Genomic DNA, 18,476 nt, shown 5'->3' on the forward strand with positions numbered 1-18,476 from the left:
TTTCGAGTATCTGGAGGATGAAGTCGCAGGGCGCGCGCCTTGTGACTTTACGTCGCAAATATTCATATGCCGGTGCCGCCCGCGATGAGCTTGCCGGTCTTTCTCGCCGTGATGCTCGCGGCCCTCCTGCATGCCAGCTGGAATGCGATGATCAAGCTCGGGGCTTCCAAGCTCGCGGGCATGGTGATCCTGACGCTGGTGCAGGGGGGCCTGGGCCTTGCCGTGGCGCTGACGCGGCCTTGGCCCGCGGCCGAGGTCTGGCCGTGGATCGCCGGGTCGGCGCTGTGCCATGCGACCTACAACACGTTTCTCGCCATGGCATATGACCATGGCGACCTGAGCCGGGTCTATCCGATCGCGCGCGGGGCCGCGCCAATGGCGGTGCTGGTGGCGAGTGGGCTGTTCCTGTCCGACGCGATCGAACCGCTGTCGGTCATGGGCGTGCTGGTGCTGGGGCTCGGCATTCTTGGCATGGCGCGCGGCGCGCTGGGCTCCGGCGAAAGCCGGCGGCTTATTCCCTATGCGCTGGGTGCTGCGGCGGGGACCGCCGGTTACACGCTGGTCGATGGTCTGGGCGCGCGGGTGTCGGGCGATCCGGTGGCCTATGTCGGCTGGCTCTTCGTGGCCTCGACGGTCCTGTTCGTACCGGTGGGCTTCGCGATGCAGGGCCGGGGTCTTCTTCGGGTGTCGGCGCCGGTCTGGGGGCAGGGCACGCTGGCTGCGCTCGCCTCCTACGGAGCCTATGCCATCGCGGTCTGGGCGATGACGCTGGCGCCGATCGCGTTGGTGAGCGCGCTGCGCGAGACATCGATCCTCTTTGCGGTGCTCATCGGCTGGGCCGCCTTCGGCGACCGGATGGACCGCACCAAGGCGGTTTCGGCGGCGCTCATCGTCTCCGGCGTGGCACTGACCCGGCTTTAGCCGTCCTTGCCATGCACCAGCTGTTGCGCGGCACCTGCGGCCAGCAGGTAGACCGAAGTGACGACAAGGCCCCAATGCGCCCAGCTCGCCGGGTCGAAATCGACCCAGGCCGCCCAACCCGCGAAGAAGATCCACGCCAGCGCCATCGGCAGCGACACTGCGCGCCAGCGCTTGGTGCGCACGGGGTGGATGAATTTCACCGGCAGGAACATCGTGATCGCCAGCACCACCACCAGCGCGAGGATGATCCAGAAGTTGGGCGAGAGCGCGAAGAGCACCAGAATCAGCATGTTCCAGCAGCCCGGAAACCCTTGGAAGGAATAGTCCTTGGTCTTCATGCGGCTGTCGGCGAAGTAGAGCGCCGAGGCGAAGGTGATGACGATGATCGCCATCCAGCCGGTCCAGCCCGGCAGTAGCCCTGATTCGAACAATGCGAAGGCGGGCACGAAGACATAGGTGAGATAGTCGATGATCAGGTCGAGCAGCACGCCGTCGAAGATCGGCGCGTTGCGCTTCACGTCGTATTTGCGCGCCAGCGGCCCGTCTACGCCGTCCACCGCGAAGGCCACGACCAGCCACAGGAACATCATGCTCCAATCGTCCTGCACCGCCTCCAGCATGGCGAGCATGGCGAAGACCGCGCCTGTGGCGGTGAAGAGATGGACCCCGAGGGCCTTGCGTGCGTCAGTCATGCCGTCCCTCTTGGCCGAAAGCGGCGGCGGGTGCAACGCGGCTCAGGCGCGTGGATCTCAGGCCCGTGGATGGGCGCGATCATAGATCTCCATCAGCCGGGCCGCGTCGACCGCCGTATAGGTCTGAGTCGTCGAAAGCGATGCGTGGCCCAGAAGTTCCTGAATCGCGCGCAGGTCACCGCCCGCGCTCAGCAGATGCGTGGCAAAGCTGTGACGCAGCGCATGCGGCGTCGCGGTCGAGGGCAGGCCGAGCTGCAGCCGCGCCATCTCCATCGCCTTCTGGATCGGACGCGGGCCCAAGGCCCCGCCGCGCACGCCGCGAAACAGCGGTAGGCCCGCATCCATCGGGTGCGGGCAGAGCTTCACGTAGTCCGAGACCGCCTTTTGCGCGACCGGCAGCACCGGCACCAGCCGCTCCTTGCTGCCCTTGCCGGTGATGCGCAGTGTCTCGGGCAATGGCACCTGCGCGCCGCTGAGCGACAGCGCCTCGGAGATGCGCAGGCCGCAGCCCCACAGCAGCGTCACCACCGCCGTGTCGCGCGCCGCGACCCATGGCTCGCGCGATTGCAACTCCACCGTCTCCAGCATGCGGACCGCCGCCTCCTCGTCGAGCGGGCGCGGCAGCCGTGCCTTCATGCGCGGCGCGCGGGTCGAGAGCACGGCGGTGGGTTCGAACCCCTCGCGGACCGAGAGCCAGCGATAGAAGGACTTCACCGCCGAAAGCGCGCGCGCGAGGCTGCGCGCCGAGAGGCCGCGCGCGCGCTCGTGCGCCATCCATGCGCGCATGTCCGACACCGTGACCCGTGCGATGGCCCCGAGGCCCTGCGCCTCGGCGTGATGGCCCTGCATGAAGGCGAGAAACCCCAGAACGTCGCCCTGGTAGGCGGTAAGGGTATTCCGGGCGGCGTCGTTCAAGGCCCGCTCATGGTCGAGCCAGCGGCCCATCGCATCGGTGAGTGCGGGTGAGATCACGACAGCCAGCGCCGCATCTGCCGCTCGAACACGCCGGCGAAAAAGCCCATGAGATCGGTCGCCTGTGACGGCGCGAAGCGCGCCGCGTCCGAGGCGCCGAGCAGAAGCATGCCCGGCAGGCGGCCCGGCCCGAAATCGAGCTTGAGGCAGGCCTCTGACAGGATGTCGGGCGCGCGGGCGCCATATGGCCCGGCCTCCTGCGGCTCGACCGGGCGCAGCGACACCTGCCGCACCGGCACGTTGCGCCCTTGGGTCGCGTAATCGGCGACGAAGCCCGGCTCGGCCACCGACAGCACGTCCGACAGCCGCGCGATGGCGGGGTCGTCCTCCGGGCTGGCGGTTTCGAGCACGAGACGCACCACGTCGACGCGCAGCATGTCGGCCACCTCGCCCGAGAGATCCTGAAGGAAGGTCTCGAAACGGGTCGCGTCCATCATGCGCAGCACGGCGCGGTGGATCTGGTTGGTTCCGGCAAGGTTCTCATAGGCCGCCGCGATCACCGAACGGTGCGTGTCTTCGAGCCTATCGAGCCGCGATTGCAGCCGCTCCATGGCGAGGCCGCGCAGATCGACGACATTCGCGCCCTTGGCCTCGGCGTCGGCCTCGACGAGGGCGCGCATGATCTCGGGATCGTCCAGCAATCGGGCGGGGTCGGCAAGGATCCGGCCGCGCAGCCCGTCATCGTCATCGGGCAAGGTATCATCGGTCATCTGGGCGGGTCCGGGCTGTCGCATCCCGACCAAGATAGCAGCCGCCGGGGCATGATGCGCCCCGGTGTGGCAAGAATGCGGCGGGGCGCGGCCCGGAAGGCACAGCGCCCCGCCAAGGGGATCAGAGGATCTTCTGACCGGTCTTGGCCCAATCCTTCGTGAAGGCGTCGAGGCCCTTGTCGGTCAGCACGTGGTTCGCCATCGCCTTGATGACGGCGGCGGGGGCCGTCGCCACGTCGGCACCGATCTTGGCGCATTCGCTCATGTGGTTGGCCGAGCGGATCGAGGCGGCGAGGATGTTGGTCTCGAAGCCGTAATTGTCATAGATCGTGCGGATGTCGGCGATCAGCTCGAGCCCGTCCATGTTCAGGTCGTCGAGACGACCGATGAACGGCGAGATGAAGGTGGCCCCCGCCTTGGCGGCCAGAAGCGCCTGGTTGGCCGAGAAGCACAGCGTCACGTTGACCATGCGGCCTTCGTCGGAGAGCACCTTGCAAGCCTTGAGGCCGTCCCAGGTCAGCGGCACCTTGATCGCGATATTATCGGCGATCTTGGCCAGCTCGCGGCCTTCGGCGATCATGCCTTCGGCGTCGAGCGCCACGGTCTCGGCCGAGACGGGGCCGGAGACGATCGAGCAGATCTCGGCGGTGACTTCCTTGATGTCGCGGCCCGACTTCATGATCAGCGACGGGTTGGTGGTCACGCCATCGACCATACCGAGGTCGCTGAGTTCGCGAATCTGGTCGATCTCGGCGGTATCAACGAAGAATTTCATTTGGTTTCTCCCTGTCTGGTGACGCGCGCTTTCGCGCGTTTGATGAACTTGCGCCCTCGCGCGCTGGATCAATATTCGTGCCCATGCGTGCTCCAGTTGGTGCACGCGCCTTCGCGGGGCGGCTTCGCACTCGGTCTAGCAACTGGCGAAGCGGTGGAACAGCACCTTTCCCGGAACAGCACCTTTTCCATATGGGAAGCACAACTGGCGGCGTGAAGGCTGCGACAGCCCGATCCCTTGAAGCCGCGCGGGGCGCGGCGCATGTTGGCGGCTCTTTCCCGCCGACCCGAGGATACCGATCCGCCCATGACATCCCCCCGCTTCGAGCAAGGCGCGCTGATCGGCGTGCTGACGATACAGCCGCTCGACCGGGTGCTTGATTACCGCGCGCCGCCGGGTGGCTGCGCCGCCGGAGACCATGTCGAGGTGCCGTTCGGGCCACGCAAGGTCACCGGCGTGGTCTGGGGGCCGGGGGCGGGCGATTACGATCCCGCAAAGGTGAAGTCCGCGATCCGGGTGCTCGACATCTCCGCGATGCGCCCGGCAATGCGCGAGTTTCTGGGCCGTGTCGCGGATTACACGCTGACGCCGATGCCCGCGATGCTGCGTCTGGCGACCCGCGCGCCGGGCCTCACCGACCCGCCGGGGATGCGCAAGATCTACCGGCGCGGCCATGGCCAACCGGGGCGGATGACACCGGCGCGCGCCCGGGTGCTCGATCTGCTCGAAGAGCATGACGGCATGGGCTTCATGCTGGGCGAGTTGGCCGAACTGGCGGGTGTCGGTTCCTCGGTGGTCAAGGGGCTGGTGGCCTCGGGCGCCGTGGCCGAGGAAGAGGCGCCGCGCGACGTGCCGTATCCAAGCCTCGACCCGCACATGCCCGGCAAGGCGCTGACCGGCGATCAGGCCACGGCGGCAGCAAGGCTGCGCGAGGGGATCAAGGCCGGACGCTACGGCACCACGCTGCTCAAAGGCGTCACCGGTTCGGGCAAGACCGAGGTCTATCTCGAAGCCGTCGCGGCGTGCCTCGCCCGTGGTCGTCAGGCGTTGGTGCTGCTGCCGGAGATCGCGCTGACAGCGGAGTTCCTGACCCGCGTCGAGGCGCGCTTTGGTGCGAAGCCCGCCGAATGGCATTCCGGCGTCACCACCACCGAGCGCCGGCGCTGCTGGAAGATGGTCGCCGAGAACGGCGCGCAGCTGGTGGTCGGTGCGCGCTCGGCGCTGTTCCTGCCGTTCCACGATCTTGGTTTGATCGTCGTCGATGAGGAGCACGACACCTCCTACAAGCAGGAGGATGGCGTCCTCTACAACGCGCGCGACATGGCGGTGCTGCGGGCGTCATTGGAAAGGGCGCAAGTAGTGCTGGCCTCGGCCACGCCGTCCTTGGAAAGCTGGGTCAACGTGCAGCAGGGCAAATACGCCCGTCTCGACCTCGAAAGCCGCTATGGCCCCGCCGTGATGCCCGAGATGCGCGCCATCGACATGCGCATCGAAGAAATGCCTTCGGGTAGCTGGATCTCGCCCAGTTTGAAGGGCGCGGTGATGCAGCGGCTTGAGCGCGGCGAGCAGTCGCTCCTGTTCCTGAATCGCCGGGGCTACGCGCCGCTGACGCTGTGCCGCGCCTGCGGCCACCAGATCGGCTGCAAGCATTGCGACGCGCGGATGGTCGAGCACCGGTTCCTCAAGCGGCTGATGTGCCACCAATGCGGCGAGACGGCGCCGATGCCCGAGACCTGTCCGAATTGTGAGGTGGCGGGCAAGCTCGCCGCCGTGGGCCCAGGAGTGGAGCGGATCACCGAAGAGGCGCAGGCGCTGTTTCCCGACGCCCGCGTGACGGTGCTGTCGTCGGACCTGTTCGGCTCGGCCCGCGCGCTGAAGGCGCGCATTCTCGAGATCGCCGAGGGCGCGGCGGATATCGTCGTAGGCACGCAGCTCGTCGCCAAGGGTCACAATTTTCCCAAGCTGACGCTGGTCGGCGTGATCGACAGCGATCTCGGGCTGCAGGGCTCGGACCTGCGCGCCGCCGAGCGGACGTTCCAGTTGATGCGGCAGGTCGCGGGCCGGGCCGGGCGCGCGGAGGCGCGCGGCACCGCGCTGTTGCAGACGTTCCAGCCCGAACATCCGGTGATCGGCGCGATCCTGTCGGGCGACGAGGAGGGGTTCTGGGCCGCCGAAGCCGCCGCGCGCCGCGCCGCCGGTGTGCCGCCCTATGGCCGTATGGCGGGGATCGTGATCTCCTCGCCCGACATGCAGGCCGCCTTCGATCTGGGCAATCGGCTGGCGCGGCTCGACGCGCCGTTGCGCCGGATCGGTGCGCAGCTCTTCGGCCCGGCACCCGCGCCCATCGCGCGGGTGCGCGGGCGGCACCGGGTGCGGCTTCTGGTCAAGGCCGAGAAGACCGCGCCGCTGCAATCGGCGCTGGCGGAATGGGCGGCCCAACTGCGGCTGCCCGCGAATTTGCGGCTGGCCATCGACATCGATCCGCAGAGCTTCCTCTAGGCGCGAAGGAGCCGGGGAGGAGACTTGTCCAAGCGGCCAAGAATTTCGCATGCCGGGTAACGCTACGTCTCGCCAAGCGGTGCGGGAGGGTCTAATGCTTGCGCATGACACGTATTCCGATGCCCCTCGCCGGGGCCCGGACCCTGCCGCTCTGGCGCAGGCCGACTACACTCCTGTTCCTGATGGCGGTGTTCCTCGCCTATTGCGGGCTTTACTGGTTCGGCTGGGGCGTGATGGTGGCGGCGATCCTCTACGTGATCGACAACGTGTTCTTCGCGCTGGCGCTGGCGCTCAAGACCTACTTCCAGAAGATCGCCGATCCCGGTGACATCGCCCCCACCGCCGCCGTCGCCTTCACCATCAACCACATTGCCGCCGTGGTTCTGCCTGCGAGCCTCGGCTACCTCTGGCTGGCCGCCCCCGACGCGGTGTTCCTCCTTGCCGCCGCGATGGCGGGCGTGTCGCTGGCGCTGATGATCCCGCGCCATCCGGCACCGGGCCACGAGACCGTGTTCGCGGGGCAGGGGCTTCCCCTCGCGGCCGAGTAGAACTCGGGGGCAGCGATGCCTATATGACGGGCAAGCCACAAGACGAGGAGAGCCCGATGTTCGGCCTGAGTTCGACCAAGACCGAGATGGTCACCCCCGAGAACGCGCTGCCGGGCCGCCCGCAGCCGATCCCCACCGCCACCACTCATAGCGTGCTGGGCACCAAGCTCGACCCCGAGGCGCCCGAGGGCTTCGAGGTCGCGATGTTCGGCATGGGCTGTTTCTGGGGCGTGGAGCGGATCTTCTGGAAGCTGCCGGGCGTGCATTCGACCATGGTGGGCTATGCGGGCGGCTACACGCCGAACCCGACCTATGAAGAGGTTTGCTCCGGGCGCACCGGCCACAACGAGGTGGTCCGCGTGGTCTATGATCCGTCCAAGACCTCCTACGAGGAACTGCTGCGCGTGTTCTGGGAGAACCACGACCCGACGCAGGGCATGCGGCAGGGCAACGACCGTGGCACGCAGTACCGCTCGGGCATCTACGCCTTCGACGAAGGTCAGAAACGCGCCGCCGAAGCCTCGCGCGAGGCGTTCTCGCCGCGCCTGACCGGCGCGGGCTACGGCGCCATCACCACCGAGATCGTCGACGCGCCCGCTTTCTACATGGCCGAGGATTACCACCAGCAGTATCTCGACAAGAACCCGAACGGCTATTGCGGCATCGGCGGCACCGGCGTGACCTGCCCGATCGGCGTCGGCGTCTGAGCGATCGACCCATGACACGGTAACGAGGGGGGCGGCGATTGACCGCCCCCTTCGCTTGCGCCTATGCCGCATCCCAGCCCCTTTGCCCGGAGACCTTCGATGCCCGTCTATACCGCGATCACCAAGCTTGATGACCAGCGCCGCGGCGAAGTGCTGTCCGAGGCGCTCGAAGATCTCGATCCCGCGCCCTACGGCACCGGCGTGTTCGAGATCGAGGACGGTTCGGGGCTCTACGAGGTCACCGCCTATTTCGAGGAGACGCCCGACGCCGTGGCGCTCGACCTGTTGGCGGCGAGCTACGGGGCCGGGCGGTTCGTCGTCTCCGAGGTGCCCGACGAGGATTGGGTCGCCAAGGTGCGCCGTGAGCTGGCCCCGGTCGAGGCGGGACGCTTCTTCGTCTATGGCAGCCATGACGCCGACAAGGTTCCCGAGGGCCGCGTTCCGCTGCTGATCGAGGCGGCGATGGCCTTCGGCACCGGGCATCACGGCACGACGCTGGGCTGTCTCAAGGCCCTCGACGCGCAGGCGGTGGGAGGCGCGATGCCCGCGCGCATCGCCGATATCGGCTGCGGCACCGCCGTTCTGGCCATGGCGGCGGCGAAGGTCTGGCCCGAGGCGCGGGTGATGGCCTCCGACATCGACGCGGTGGCGGTCGAGGTGGCCGAGGCCAACCTCGCGGCCAATGGCATGGCCGGACAGGTGGAGTGCCTCGAGGCGGCGGGTTTCGAGCACGAGGCCCTCGAGGCGGCGGCGCCCTTCGACCTGGTCTTCGCCAACATCCTCAAGGGCCCGCTGGTGGCCCTTGCGCCCGAGATGGCGGCCAAGGTGGCGCCGGGCGGGCGGGTGATCCTGTCGGGCATCCTCAACGAACAGGCCGATGCCGTGGAGACCGTCTATGTCGCCAACGGTTTTGCCCGCGCAGGCCGTGAAAGTCACGGCGAATGGACCACGCTCGACATGAAGCGCGGCTGACAAGCGTGTCGGTGGTAAGGCGGGGGCAAGGCGGGGAACACTTTTCCGCCGGAAACGGACCCCTTTGCCACATTTGCGCCATGATCCGGCAATAGTCATGACACCGTGAGGTGGGGGCACCTTGCCAAGGCCGATTGCCATGTCCAGCGTGTCGTACAGCGTCGAAACCCGTTTTCCGCACCCCACAGCGAGACTCCGTCATCCCGACGGCACCGCGATGAGCCGTGTCCATGACGGCGATCTCGTGGTCCTCGCCCCGCTGCCGCGCGAACGCGGTGTCGGCCTCGTGCTGCTGACGCTGGCGATGTTTCCGATCTTCGCGGCGCTCGGCGCCAAGAGCCTGCTGCTGGCGCGGCTCGATCCGACAGCGCTGGCCGAGATGCTTGCGCGGTTGGAAGGCATGGGCGCGATGGGCCGCGCGCTGGCTTGGCTGTTGCAGCCCGAGGCCGCGAGCGTAGCGTTGTCGCAGGCGCTAGCGGGGGTTTTCGGCTAAGACCCCCGCCCGAAGGTCCGTCTCAGTTGGCCGCGTACATGCCTTCATAGATCGGCGTCAGCGTCTCGTGCTCGAAGAGCGAGCTGACCGAGGTGCCGTGCCAGATGTTGAGGATCGCCTGCGCGAACATCGGCGCGGTCGGCACGATGCGGATGTTGGGGGCGTTCTTCACGGCCTCGGTCGGCTCGATCGAATCAGTGATCACCAGCGATTTCATCACCGATTTCTCGATCCGGCTCACCGCCGGGCCCGACAGCACCCCGTGGGTGATGTAGCTGTGCACCTCGGTGGCACCGGCCTCCATCAGCGTCTCGGCCGCCTTGCACAGCGTGCCGGCGGTGTCGCAGATGTCGTCGACGATGATGCAGGCCTTGCCCGACACATCGCCGATCACCGTCATCTCGGCCACTTCGCCGGCCTTTTCGCGACGCTTGTCGACGATGGCGAGCGGCGCGCCGATGCGCTTGGCCAGCTCGCGCGCGCGGGCGACGCCGCCGACATCGGGCGAGACCACCATGACCTCGTCGCGGCGGCCCTTGAAGTGATGCGCCACGTCGAGGGCAAAGATCGGCGCGGCGTAGAGGTTGTCGACGGGAATGTCGAAGAAGCCCTGGATCTGGGCCGCGTGTAGATCCATGGTCAGTACCCGTTCGATCCCCGCCTCGGCGATCAGGTTGGCCACGAGCTTGGCCGAGATCGGTGTGCGCGCCTTGGCGCGACGATCCTGACGGGCGTAGCCGAAATAGGGGATCACGGCGGTGATCCGCGCCGCCGAGGAGCGCCGCAGCGCGTCGGCCATGATCAAAAGCTCCATCAGGTTGTCGTTGGCCGGGTTCGAGGTCGGCTGGATGATGAACATGTCCTCGCCGCGGACGTTCTCATAGACCTCGACGAAAATCTCCTGATCATTGAACCGCTCGATCCGGGCATCGACGAGGCCGACATTCATGCCGCGATGCATCGACATGCGGCGCGCGACGGCTTGGGCGAGGGGCTGGTTGGCGTTACCGGCGATCAGCTTCGGCTCGTTCAGGGTGGGCATCAAGCGGCATCCTTGGCAGGCTTGGGCGGCCCCGGGGCGGGGCGGCGGGAGATTGACACCGCCTAGCACAGCCCTAGCATGGCGCAAACCTGCCCGATGGGGGTGGAGGCCGCGGAGGGCGCACGTGCCGAAGATCGATTACTTTTTTGCGACCTTGTCGCCTTATGTCTACATCGCCGGGCGCAGGCTCGAGGAGATCGCCGCCAAGCATGGCGCCGAGATCACCTATCGCCCGATGGACGTGATGGCGCTGTTCCCGCGATCGGGCGGGCAACTGCCCAAGGACCGGCACCCGAGCCGGCTCGAATACCGCGCGCAGGAGATGCGGCGTCAGGCCAAGAAGGCGGGGCTGCCGCTGGTGATGCGTCCGGCCAACTGGCCCACCAACGGCGCGCCGTCCTCCTATGCGATCATCAACGCCCAGAAGGCGGGCGGCGGCGACATGGGGGTGCTGGTGCACGCGATCACCCGCGCCTGCTGGGCCGAGGAAAAGGACATCGCGCTCGAACACGTGATCTGCGCGGCGCTCGAGGAGGCGGGCTTCGATCCCGGCCTCGCCGAGAGCAACCTGATGATGGCGGCCGACGAATACGGCCAGAACCTCGAGGAGGCGGTGCGGCGCGGCGTGTTCGGCTCGCCTTTCTACATTACCGACACCGATGAGCGGTTCTGGGGGCAGGACCGGCTCGGGGATCTGGACCTGCACCTGTCGGGGCAGCTCTGAGAGCAGGCCCTATCCCAGCAGCGACAGGAACTGCGCCACCCGTGCCTCGCCCAGCGACCAGTCGCAGACGAGGCGCGCGGTGAGGCGTGCCTTCGGGTCGCCCTGCATCGGATCGCCGTCCATTACGTAGAAATCGGCCCCCCCCTCGATCAACCGCCGACAGGTGGCGCGAGGCAAGGTGACGAAGACGAGGTTGGCCTCGGTGGGCCAGACGATTTCGACCTCGGCGTGTCGCTCCAGCCCCGCGACCAACTGTGCGCAGGCGGCGTTGGCGCGGGCGGCGAGATCGCGCCAGAGATCGTCCGCTAGATAGGCCTCCATCTGCGCCGAGAGAAACCGGTGCTTGGAGAACAGGTGCCCGCCGCGCTTGCGTCGCAGTGCAAAGTCCTGCGCCAGCGCAGGGTCGAAGAACACCGCCGCTTCGACCCCGAGGCAGCCGTTCTTGGTGCCGCCGAAGCTCAGCGCGTCCACACCCGCCTTCCACGTCATCTCGGCAGGCGTGCAGCTCAGCGCCGCCATGGCGTTGGCGAATCGCGCGCCATCCATGTGGACCTTCTGACCCCGCGCGCGAGCGAGGTCGCCGATGGCGCGGACCTGGTCGAGCGCATAGACGCTGCCGGTCTCGGTCACTTGGGTGACCGAGACCGGGCCGGGCTGGGCGTTGTGGAACGAGCGCGCACCCGGCGCGCCGATCACCCGCTCCAGATCCGTCGCCGACATGCGCCCGTCGGGGGCGGGGACGAGGCTGAGCTTGGCGCCGCCGGTATAGAATTCGGGGGCGTTGCCCTCGTCATGCTCGATATGCGCGTGCTCCGAACAGAAGATCGCATCCCAGGGCCGTGCCATGCAGCCCAGTATCAGCGAATTGGCCGCCGTGCCGGTCGCGACGAGATGCACCTCGGCGGACGGAGCCTCGAAGATTTCGCGGATGCGGTCCCGCACCCGCTCCATCGCGCTCTCCGAGCCATAGGCGCGCTGGTGGCCGTCATTGGCCCACGCCAGGGCATCGAGAATTGCGGGATGGGCGGGACCGGCATTGTCGGAGGCGAATTGCATCAGACGGGCTCCTCGATGATGTGGTCCTCCCAGTCGTCGTCATCGACCTGGGTCTCGGGCACGGTGCGGTGGATCATCGACACGCCCGCGCGGTGCACCGCCTGCCGGTCGCCCGAGACCAGGTGATGCCAGCCATGAAGCGGGCGGCCCTCGGCGCGCAGCCGGTAGGCGCAGGTCTGCGGCAGCCAATACATCGTCTCGGCGATCTTTTCAGGCGTCAGCACGATGCATTCGGGCACGTATTTGTGCCGTGTCTCGTATTTCGAGCACAGACAGGTGGATCCATCGAGCAGGCGGCACGACACCCGCGTCAGCGCGACCTCGCCGGTGTCCTCGTCCTCGATCTTGTTGAGGCAGCACTTGCCGCAGCCGTCGCAGAGGGCCTCCCATTCCTGGTTGTCGAGCGACTCGATCGGCAGCTCCCAGAACTTCTCACGCATCGGCCAGCACCTCGCGCGCGCGGACGCAGTCGGCGTCCATCTGGGCGATCAGGGCGTCCAGCCCGTCGAACCTTTCTTCGCCGCGCAGGTAATCGACCAGCGCCACCGAGATTTCGGCGCCGTAGAGATCGCCGGAAAAGTCGAAGAGGAATGTCTCGCAGTTGGGCTGGTTTTCCCCGAACATCGGCCGCACGCCGATCGAGGCGGCGCCGTCATAGCTGCCCGCATGCGGGCCGTTCAGGACGTCGATCTTGACGGCATAGACACCAAAGCGCGGCATGTGCAGGCCGGCTACCCCCATGTTGGCGGTCGGATAACCCAGCTCGCGGCCCCGCTTTTCCCCGTGGATCACCTCGCCCTCCAGCCGGTGCCAATGGCCCAACATCGCGGCGGCGTCGCGGGGACGCCCCTCGCTCAGGGCGTGACGGATCGCGGTGGAGCTGACCTCGCCCGCCTCGAGCGCGATGAGCGGCGAGACGGTGACGCCGAAGCCGTGCTCGGCCCCGAGCGCCTGCAGCATCGCGGCGTCGCCTGCGCGGCCCTTGCCAAAGCGGAAATCGGCGCCGATCACCACATGGCGCAGCCCGAGGCCGCGGGCGATCACCTCGCGCGCGAAAGCGTCCGGCGTCAGCGCCGCAAGCTCAGCATCGAAGGGCAGCTCGAACAGCCGTTCGACGCCGATCTTCTCGAGCCGGTGGGCGCGGGCGGTGCGGTTCATCAGCCGGAAGGGCGGGGCGTCGGGCGCGAAATACTCGCGCGGATGCGGCTCGAAGGTCATCACGCCCAAGGGAGCGTTCAGGCGCGCGGCCTCGTCGCGGGCGAGATCGATGACGGCGCGGTGACCGAGATGGACGCCGTCGAAATTGCCGATGGCCGCGGCGGCGCCGCGGTCGGTGGGGGTGAGGCCGGAAAAGTCGCTCAGGATGCGCATGGCGCCTTGGGTAGCCGCGAGGCGGGGCGCGCGCAAGCGGGCGCGCGCCCCCATCGTCTCAGCGCAGGAAGCCCATGGCATAGGCCGGGGCCTGCCGCTCGTCCTTCAGATGCGCCTCGAGCTTGCCTGCGTCGGGCTGACCGCCCGGCGCGGTGCCGGTTTCCTCGGCCGACAGCCCGCCGGTGATGAACAGCCCGTCCAGACCGGCATTCGCCGCGCCCGCCACGTCGGTCTGCGGCCCGTCGCCGATGCAGATGATGCGGTCGTCGGTGACGCTCGGATCGATCTCGGCGAGGCGACGCCGCGCCAGATCGTAGATCGGTGCGTGCGGCTTGCCGAAATAGAGGCTCGTGCCGCCCATCTCGGTGTAGAGCCGCGCCAGAGCGCCGGCGCACCAGACCCGCTCATCGCCGCGATCGACGATGATGTCGGGGTTGGCGCAAAGCAGCTTGAGCCCACGCGCGACCGCCTTCTCGAATTGCGGGCGGTAGATGTCGGGATCGGCGTGTTCATCCTCCGGGCCGCAGCAGACGATGCCTTCGGCCTCGATGAGATCGGTGCGGGTGACCGCGACCGGGTCCTTGACGATCTTCAGGGGTTCGAAGAAGGCCTCGTCCCGGTCGTCGCCGATGAACCAGACCTGTTCGCCGACCACGCCCTCATACATCGCGGCGCGGGCCGAATCGCCGGAACTCGCGATCGAATTCCAGCAGTCGCGCGGCACGCCGAGTCCTTCGATCTGGTCCTCGACCGAGGCGCGCGGACGCGGCGAGTTGGTGACCAGGATCACCTTGCCCCCGCCCGCGCGAAAGCCGCGCATCGCGGCGACCGCGGCGTCATGCGCGCGCAAGCCGTCATGCATGCAGCCCCACAGATCGACGAAGGCCGCGTCATAGCCGCCCGAAATGTCGGTGAAGCTCTCGATGATCCTGGTCATGCGCCTCAGACCTTCAGCACGGGGATGATCTGCTTCTTGCGGCTCATCACGCCGGGCAGCACGACGCTGTCGCCCGATACGGTCGCGCCGAAGCTTTTCTCGGCGATCGCCTTCACCGCGTCGTTGGGGATGAGCATCGTCGCCTCTTCCTTGAGGATGTCGACGACGAACAGCAGCACCTCGTCGGCGCCGTCCTCGGCCGCGACCTTGGGCATCGCCTCGAGCAGCGCCGCCTTGCGCGACAGCACCTGATCGGGCGAGGTGGTCTCGAGCACGCTCACGCGTAGCTTCTTGCCCTCAACGGTGGTCTCCTTGCTGTCCATGCGCAGCAGCTCGGCTTCGGAGAAGGCGGAGACGTCGGACTTGGCGGCGAACATCTCGCTCGCATAGTCGGAGATGTCGACGCCGAGATCGGCGGCCAGACGCTCGGCCAGCGCCTTGTCGGCCGGGGTGGTGGTGGGCGAGCGGAATTCCAGTGTGTCGCTGAGGATGCACGACAGCATCAGCCCCTTGATGCCTTCGGGCATCTCGGTGGCGACGTGGCCCATCAGCTCGTGCATGATGGTGGCGGTGCAGGCCACGGGCTTGATGGTGATGTCGATCGGGCCCTTGGTCTCGAGGCCGCCGAACAGCTTGTGGTGGTCGATGATCGCGAGGATGTCGGCCTTGTTGATCGAGGCGGGCAGCTCGGCGGGGTTGTTGGTGTCGACGAGGACGACCTTCTGACCCTCTTCCACGTCGTCGATGATCTGCGGCAGCTCGAAGCCCCAGCGCTCGGCCACGAAGCTGGCTTCGGTGTTGGGCGTGCCGAGAAGGCGGGCTTCGGCGGTTTCGCCGCGCTGACCGAGATACCAGGCCCAGATGAGCGGCGAGCCGGTCGAATCGGTGTCGGGCGCCTTGTGGCCGAAGACGAGCGTGGTCATGGGGAGATCCTTCGCAGAAATACGGGTGAACGGGTCGCGCGCCTTATAGGCAGGGGCGCGGGGCTTGTCACCCGCCCGACGGATCTCGCGAGAAAGGGTGGGGAGGGGCGGTGCGGATCTCCACGCCGCCCCCCGTGTCACCGCGCAGGCTCCGTCTTGGGCCTGCGATCCAGCAGCGCCCGCAGGCGCGGCCAGACGCCCCCGGCTCCGGTGCGGGGTGTGGGGGGATCGTCGCTTGCGGTGCGCTGCACGGCGAGGCCGGTGCCCGTATGCGGTGCGCTCAGATCGAGCCGTCGGGGCCCGCCGCGCCGCATGCGGGGCCGCTCCTCCCAAGGGGCGGGGGCATCGGGCTCGGCACGGTGATCGACGATGTAGAATGGGGGATGCATTGGATAATTCCTTTTCATCCATGGGTTGAGTTCTTGGGCATGGAGAACCCATGCCCGGTCGGAACGGCGGCCACGTCTCATCCGTCCGGTGGCGCGGTCGGCGTCACCGGGGGCGGAAAATGGTCGCTGGCGGTCTCGGCCCTAGAGCGGAGAGGCGCGCGGGTAATGGCAGATCAAGGCGCTGCCGGTTCGGCCCCACCATGCGCGCCACGAGGCCCGAAGGGCGGTGCGGCACGCGGCGGGCGAAGCGCGTCGCACGGGACGACGGCAGGCGGCGACCGAAGGATCGGCCACGTCAATACGGGGTGTCATGAAGCAGGACCTGAAGGGGGGGGATCGAAATGCGGAAGCGGGGGCGAACCGGCCCTCCGCGACAGACGGTGGCACGGCCTCTAGCCGATGAGAGAATATCCTCTAGTCATAAGCCGCCCTCCCGATCCGGGGTTGTCCTAGGTGCATAATGCACGGACACGTCCCCGTGAGAACCCCTTTTTTCAAAATTCTCATACGCGCGCGCGAGGCGTGACATTTGCGCGTGCCATGCCGCTTGACAGCTCTGTGAGCCCTGCTTACCTCTCCCGGTGTTGGCACTCACCAGATGGGAGTGCTAATGCCTCCAAGCCTGGAGGCATGAGAACACATATACTGCTGAGGAGCTGCAGAGATGGCATTCAAACCGCTTCACGACCGGGTCCTGGTGCGTCGCGTCGAGGGCGAAGAAAAGACCAAGGGCGGTCTGATCATCCCCGACAACGCCAAGGAAAAGCCGGCCGAGGGCGAAGTGATCGCCTGTGGCGACGGCGCCCGCAAGGACAATGGCGAACTGATCGCGATGGCCGTCAAGGAAGGCGATCGCGTCCTGTTCGGCAAGTGGTCCGGCACCGAGGTCACCGTCAACGGCGAAGAGCTGCTGATCATGAAGGAAAGCGACATCCTCGGCGTCATCGCCTGAGACCCTCGCTGACCTTTTCCACCTGAATTCAGATCAAGGAGCACTCACATGGCTTCCAAGGACGTCAAGTTCGACACCGATGCCCGCAACCGCATGCTCAAGGGCGTCAACACGCTCGCGAACGCGGTGAAGGTGACCCTCGGCCCCAAGGGCCGCAACGTGGTCATCGAGAAATCCTTCGGTGCGCCCCGCATCACCAAGGACGGCGTCACCGTCGCCAAGGAGATCGAACTCGAGGACAAGTTCGAGAACATGGGCGCGCAGATGGTGAAGGAAGTCGCTTCCCGCACCAACGACGAAGCGGGTGACGGCACCACCACCGCCACCGTGCTGGCCCAGGCCATCATCAAGGAAGGCCTGAAGTCGGTCGCCGCCGGCATGAACCCGATGGACCTCAAGCGCGGCATCGATCTCGCCACCGCCAAGGTCGTCGAGGCGATCCGCGCCGCCGCCCGTCCGGTGAACGACAGCGACGAAGTCGCCCAGGTCGGCACCATCTCGGCCAACGGCGAAGCCTCGATCGGCCGCCAGATCGCCGATGCGATGCAGAAGGTCGGCAACGAGGGTGTCATCACCGTCGAGGAGAACAAGGGCCTCGAGACCGAGACCGAAGTCGTCGAGGGCATGCAGTTCGATCGCGGCTACCTGTCGCCCTACTTCGTAACCAACCCCGACAAGATGATCGCCGATCTCGAAGACTGCATGATCCTGCTGCACGAGAAGAAGCTCTCGTCGCTGCAGCCGATGGTGCCGCTGCTCGAGCAGGTGATCCAGTCGCAAAAGCCGCTGCTGATCATCGCCGAGGATGTCGAGGGCGAGGCTCTGGCCACGCTCGTCGTCAACAAGCTGCGTGGCGGCCTGAAGATCGCCGCCGTCAAGGCGCCGGGCTTCGGTGATCGTCGCAAGGCCATGCTGCAGGATCTCGCGATCCTCACCGGTGGCCAGGTGATCTCGGAAGATCTCGGCATGAAGCTCGAGAATGTCACCATGGACATGCTCGGCACCGCCAAGAAGGTGACGATCACCAAGGACGAGACCACCATCGTCGACGGCCATGGCGAAAAGGCCGAGATCGAGGCTCGCGTTTCCCAGATCCGCACCCAGATCGAAGAGACCACCTCGGATTACGACAAAGAGAAGCTGCAGGAGCGTGTGGCCAAGCTCGCCGGTGGCGTCGCCGTCATCCGCGTTGGCGGCATGACCGAGATCGAGGTCAAGGAACGCAAGGACCGCGTCGATGACGCGCTCAACGCAACCCGCGCCGCGGTTCAGGAAGGCGTGATCGTCGGCGGCGGTGTCGCCCTCGTGCAGGCCGGCAAGTCGCTCGAAGGTCTGACCGGTGACAACTCCGACCAGAACGCCGGCATCACCATCGTGCGCCGCGCTCTCGAAGCGCCGCTGCGCCAGATCGCCGAGAACGCCGGCGTCGACGGTGCCGTGGTGGCAGGCAAGGTCCGCGAGTCGACCGACCTGACCTTCGGCTTCAACGCGCAGACCGAAGAATATGGCGACATGTTCAAGTTCGGCGTGATCGACCCCGCCAAGGTGACCCGCACCGCGCTCGAGGACGCAGCCTCGGTTGCCGGTCTGCTGATCACCACCGAAGCCATGATCGCCGACAAGCCCAAGAAGGACGAGGGCGGTGCCCCGGACATGGGCGGCATGGGTGGCATGGGTGGCATGGGCGGCATGATGTAATCTGCCGCGATCTCACCGATCCAAAGGGGAAGGGGGCCGAAAGGCCCCCTTTTTCCGTTTGCGCAACCCCCCTTGCTCCCGGTGCATGCGCACGG

At 67.2% G+C, this 18,476-nt stretch carries 19 protein-coding genes and 1 pseudogene; 9 read left to right on the forward strand and 11 right to left on the reverse strand.

Going from position 1 to position 18,476, the window contains the following annotated elements; translation table 11 throughout:
* The first annotated feature begins 84 nt into the window (after positions 1-84).
* A complete protein-coding gene (locus tag ACJASC_RS03700) occupies positions 85-921 on the forward strand; it encodes an EamA family transporter (protein WP_415143643.1) in 837 nt (278 codons plus the stop codon).
* Here ACJASC_RS03700 and ACJASC_RS03705 read toward each other — a convergent pair.
* The 4 genes from ACJASC_RS03705 to fsa all read right to left on the reverse strand — a co-directional run bounded on the left by ACJASC_RS03705 (position 918) and on the right by fsa (position 4,070).
* Complete coding sequence (locus ACJASC_RS03705; protein WP_415143645.1) at positions 918-1,613, reverse strand: CDP-alcohol phosphatidyltransferase family protein; 696 nt, start codon at positions 1,611-1,613, stop codon at positions 918-920. The genes ACJASC_RS03700 and ACJASC_RS03705 overlap by 4 nt on opposite strands.
* Positions 1,614-1,670: 57 nt before the next feature.
* Positions 1,671-2,585, reverse strand: coding sequence for a tyrosine recombinase XerC (locus tag ACJASC_RS03710; protein ID WP_415143647.1), 915 nt, complete (start codon positions 2,583-2,585; stop codon positions 1,671-1,673).
* The gene (locus tag ACJASC_RS03715) at positions 2,582-3,295 is read right to left on the reverse strand and encodes a DUF484 family protein (RefSeq protein WP_415143649.1); all 714 of its coding nucleotides are present in this window, start codon (positions 3,293-3,295) and stop codon (positions 2,582-2,584) included. The genes ACJASC_RS03710 and ACJASC_RS03715 overlap by 4 nt, the downstream gene beginning before the upstream one ends.
* 121 nt (positions 3,296-3,416) lie before the next feature.
* Positions 3,417-4,070: a fructose-6-phosphate aldolase gene (gene fsa, locus ACJASC_RS03720; RefSeq protein ID WP_021693380.1), complete on the reverse strand. Its 654-nt coding sequence runs from the start codon at positions 4,068-4,070 to the stop codon at positions 3,417-3,419.
* A gap of 306 nt (positions 4,071-4,376) precedes the next feature.
* On the opposite strand from fsa, the gene ACJASC_RS03725 reads away from it, so the two are divergent.
* From ACJASC_RS03725 to ACJASC_RS03745, 5 genes and pseudogenes are all read left to right on the forward strand, one after another.
* Positions 4,377-6,569, forward strand: a complete 2,193-nt coding sequence (locus ACJASC_RS03725; RefSeq protein ID WP_415143651.1) for a primosomal protein N' — start codon at positions 4,377-4,379, stop codon at positions 6,567-6,569.
* 179 nt (positions 6,570-6,748) lie between these two features.
* Positions 6,749-7,117 (forward strand): annotated as a pseudogene (locus ACJASC_RS03730) (MFS transporter); the annotation flags it as partial.
* 56 nt (positions 7,118-7,173) lie between these two features.
* On the forward strand, positions 7,174-7,824 hold the full coding sequence (gene msrA, locus ACJASC_RS03735; RefSeq protein WP_415143653.1) for a peptide-methionine (S)-S-oxide reductase MsrA: 651 nt from the start codon (positions 7,174-7,176) through the stop codon (positions 7,822-7,824).
* 99 nt (positions 7,825-7,923) lie between these two features.
* A complete protein-coding gene (locus tag ACJASC_RS03740) occupies positions 7,924-8,796 on the forward strand; it encodes a 50S ribosomal protein L11 methyltransferase (RefSeq protein WP_415143655.1) in 873 nt (290 codons plus the stop codon).
* A gap of 139 nt (positions 8,797-8,935) precedes the next feature.
* The gene (locus ACJASC_RS03745; RefSeq protein WP_415143657.1) at positions 8,936-9,289 is read left to right on the forward strand and encodes a hypothetical protein; all 354 of its coding nucleotides are present in this window, start codon (positions 8,936-8,938) and stop codon (positions 9,287-9,289) included.
* 22 nt (positions 9,290-9,311) lie between these two features.
* Here the strand turns inward: ACJASC_RS03745 and ACJASC_RS03750 are convergent, their stop codons facing one another.
* Entirely contained in the window at positions 9,312-10,331 is a 1,020-nt protein-coding gene (locus tag ACJASC_RS03750) for a ribose-phosphate pyrophosphokinase (RefSeq protein WP_415143659.1), read from the reverse strand.
* 124 nt (positions 10,332-10,455) lie between these two features.
* Between ACJASC_RS03750 and ACJASC_RS03755 the strand changes: the two genes are divergently transcribed.
* Entirely contained in the window at positions 10,456-11,055 is a 600-nt protein-coding gene (locus ACJASC_RS03755) for a 2-hydroxychromene-2-carboxylate isomerase (protein WP_415143661.1), read from the forward strand.
* A 9-nt stretch (positions 11,056-11,064) separates the two neighbouring features.
* Here ACJASC_RS03755 and ACJASC_RS03760 read toward each other — a convergent pair whose 3' ends face one another.
* The 6 genes from ACJASC_RS03760 to ACJASC_RS03785 all read right to left on the reverse strand — a co-directional run bounded on the left by ACJASC_RS03760 (position 11,065) and on the right by ACJASC_RS03785 (position 15,731).
* Positions 11,065-12,111: a threonine aldolase family protein gene (locus ACJASC_RS03760; protein WP_415143663.1), complete on the reverse strand. Its 1,047-nt coding sequence runs from the start codon at positions 12,109-12,111 to the stop codon at positions 11,065-11,067.
* Complete coding sequence (locus ACJASC_RS03765; RefSeq protein WP_021693371.1) at positions 12,111-12,551, reverse strand: YcgN family cysteine cluster protein; 441 nt, start codon at positions 12,549-12,551, stop codon at positions 12,111-12,113. Before ACJASC_RS03765 ends, ACJASC_RS03760 begins: the two co-directional genes overlap by 1 nt.
* A complete protein-coding gene (locus ACJASC_RS03770; RefSeq protein WP_415143665.1) occupies positions 12,544-13,482 on the reverse strand; it encodes a bifunctional riboflavin kinase/FAD synthetase in 939 nt (312 codons plus the stop codon). The genes ACJASC_RS03765 and ACJASC_RS03770 overlap by 8 nt, the downstream gene beginning before the upstream one ends.
* A gap of 58 nt (positions 13,483-13,540) precedes the next feature.
* Entirely contained in the window at positions 13,541-14,419 is an 879-nt protein-coding gene (locus ACJASC_RS03775) for a TIGR01459 family HAD-type hydrolase (protein ID WP_415143667.1), read from the reverse strand.
* A 5-nt stretch (positions 14,420-14,424) separates the two neighbouring features.
* The gene (locus ACJASC_RS03780) at positions 14,425-15,342 is read right to left on the reverse strand and encodes a manganese-dependent inorganic pyrophosphatase (RefSeq protein ID WP_415143669.1); all 918 of its coding nucleotides are present in this window, start codon (positions 15,340-15,342) and stop codon (positions 14,425-14,427) included.
* A gap of 137 nt (positions 15,343-15,479) precedes the next feature.
* Positions 15,480-15,731, reverse strand: coding sequence for a hypothetical protein (locus ACJASC_RS03785; protein ID WP_415143671.1), 252 nt, complete (start codon positions 15,729-15,731; stop codon positions 15,480-15,482).
* Between the two features lie 664 nt (positions 15,732-16,395).
* On the opposite strand from ACJASC_RS03785, the gene groES reads away from it, so the two are divergent.
* Positions 16,396-16,683: a co-chaperone GroES gene (gene groES, locus ACJASC_RS03790; protein ID WP_021693367.1), complete on the forward strand. Its 288-nt coding sequence runs from the start codon at positions 16,396-16,398 to the stop codon at positions 16,681-16,683.
* 48 nt (positions 16,684-16,731) lie between these two features.
* On the forward strand, positions 16,732-18,381 hold the full coding sequence (gene groL, locus ACJASC_RS03795) for a chaperonin GroEL (RefSeq protein WP_415143673.1): 1,650 nt from the start codon (positions 16,732-16,734) through the stop codon (positions 18,379-18,381).
* The last annotated feature ends 95 nt before the right edge of the window (positions 18,382-18,476 follow it).

This window comes from Limimaricola cinnabarinus (genome assembly GCF_047631075.1).
GTDB lineage: Bacteria > Pseudomonadota > Alphaproteobacteria > Rhodobacterales > Rhodobacteraceae > Limimaricola > Limimaricola cinnabarinus.

Bases quoted from the DNA above. Each gene is read 5' to 3' on its own strand.
- ACJASC_RS03700 (WP_415143643.1), top strand. From the start codon at position 85: ATGAGCTTGCCGGTCTTTCTCGCCGTGATGCTCGCGGCCCTCCTGCAT.
- ACJASC_RS03705 (WP_415143645.1), bottom strand. From the start codon at position 1,613: ATGACTGACGCACGCAAGGCCCTCGGGGTCCATCTCTTCACCGCCACA.
- ACJASC_RS03715 (WP_415143649.1), bottom strand. From the start codon at position 3,295: ATGACCGATGATACCTTGCCCGATGACGATGACGGGCTGCGCGGCCGG.
- fsa (WP_021693380.1), bottom strand. From the start codon at position 4,070: ATGAAATTCTTCGTTGATACCGCCGAGATCGACCAGATTCGCGAACTC.
- ACJASC_RS03725 (WP_415143651.1), top strand. From the start codon at position 4,377: ATGACATCCCCCCGCTTCGAGCAAGGCGCGCTGATCGGCGTGCTGACG.
- msrA (WP_415143653.1), top strand. From the start codon at position 7,174: ATGTTCGGCCTGAGTTCGACCAAGACCGAGATGGTCACCCCCGAGAAC.
- ACJASC_RS03740 (WP_415143655.1), top strand. From the start codon at position 7,924: ATGCCCGTCTATACCGCGATCACCAAGCTTGATGACCAGCGCCGCGGC.
- ACJASC_RS03745 (WP_415143657.1), top strand. From the start codon at position 8,936: ATGTCCAGCGTGTCGTACAGCGTCGAAACCCGTTTTCCGCACCCCACA.
- ACJASC_RS03750 (WP_415143659.1), bottom strand. From the start codon at position 10,331: ATGCCCACCCTGAACGAGCCGAAGCTGATCGCCGGTAACGCCAACCAG.
- ACJASC_RS03760 (WP_415143663.1), bottom strand. From the start codon at position 12,111: ATGCAATTCGCCTCCGACAATGCCGGTCCCGCCCATCCCGCAATTCTC.
- ACJASC_RS03765 (WP_021693371.1), bottom strand. From the start codon at position 12,551: ATGCGTGAGAAGTTCTGGGAGCTGCCGATCGAGTCGCTCGACAACCAG.
- ACJASC_RS03770 (WP_415143665.1), bottom strand. From the start codon at position 13,482: ATGCGCATCCTGAGCGACTTTTCCGGCCTCACCCCCACCGACCGCGGC.
- ACJASC_RS03775 (WP_415143667.1), bottom strand. From the start codon at position 14,419: ATGACCAGGATCATCGAGAGCTTCACCGACATTTCGGGCGGCTATGAC.
- ACJASC_RS03780 (WP_415143669.1), bottom strand. From the start codon at position 15,342: ATGACCACGCTCGTCTTCGGCCACAAGGCGCCCGACACCGATTCGACC.
- ACJASC_RS03785 (WP_415143671.1), bottom strand. From the start codon at position 15,731: ATGCATCCCCCATTCTACATCGTCGATCACCGTGCCGAGCCCGATGCC.
- groES (WP_021693367.1), top strand. From the start codon at position 16,396: ATGGCATTCAAACCGCTTCACGACCGGGTCCTGGTGCGTCGCGTCGAG.
- groL (WP_415143673.1), top strand. From the start codon at position 16,732: ATGGCTTCCAAGGACGTCAAGTTCGACACCGATGCCCGCAACCGCATG.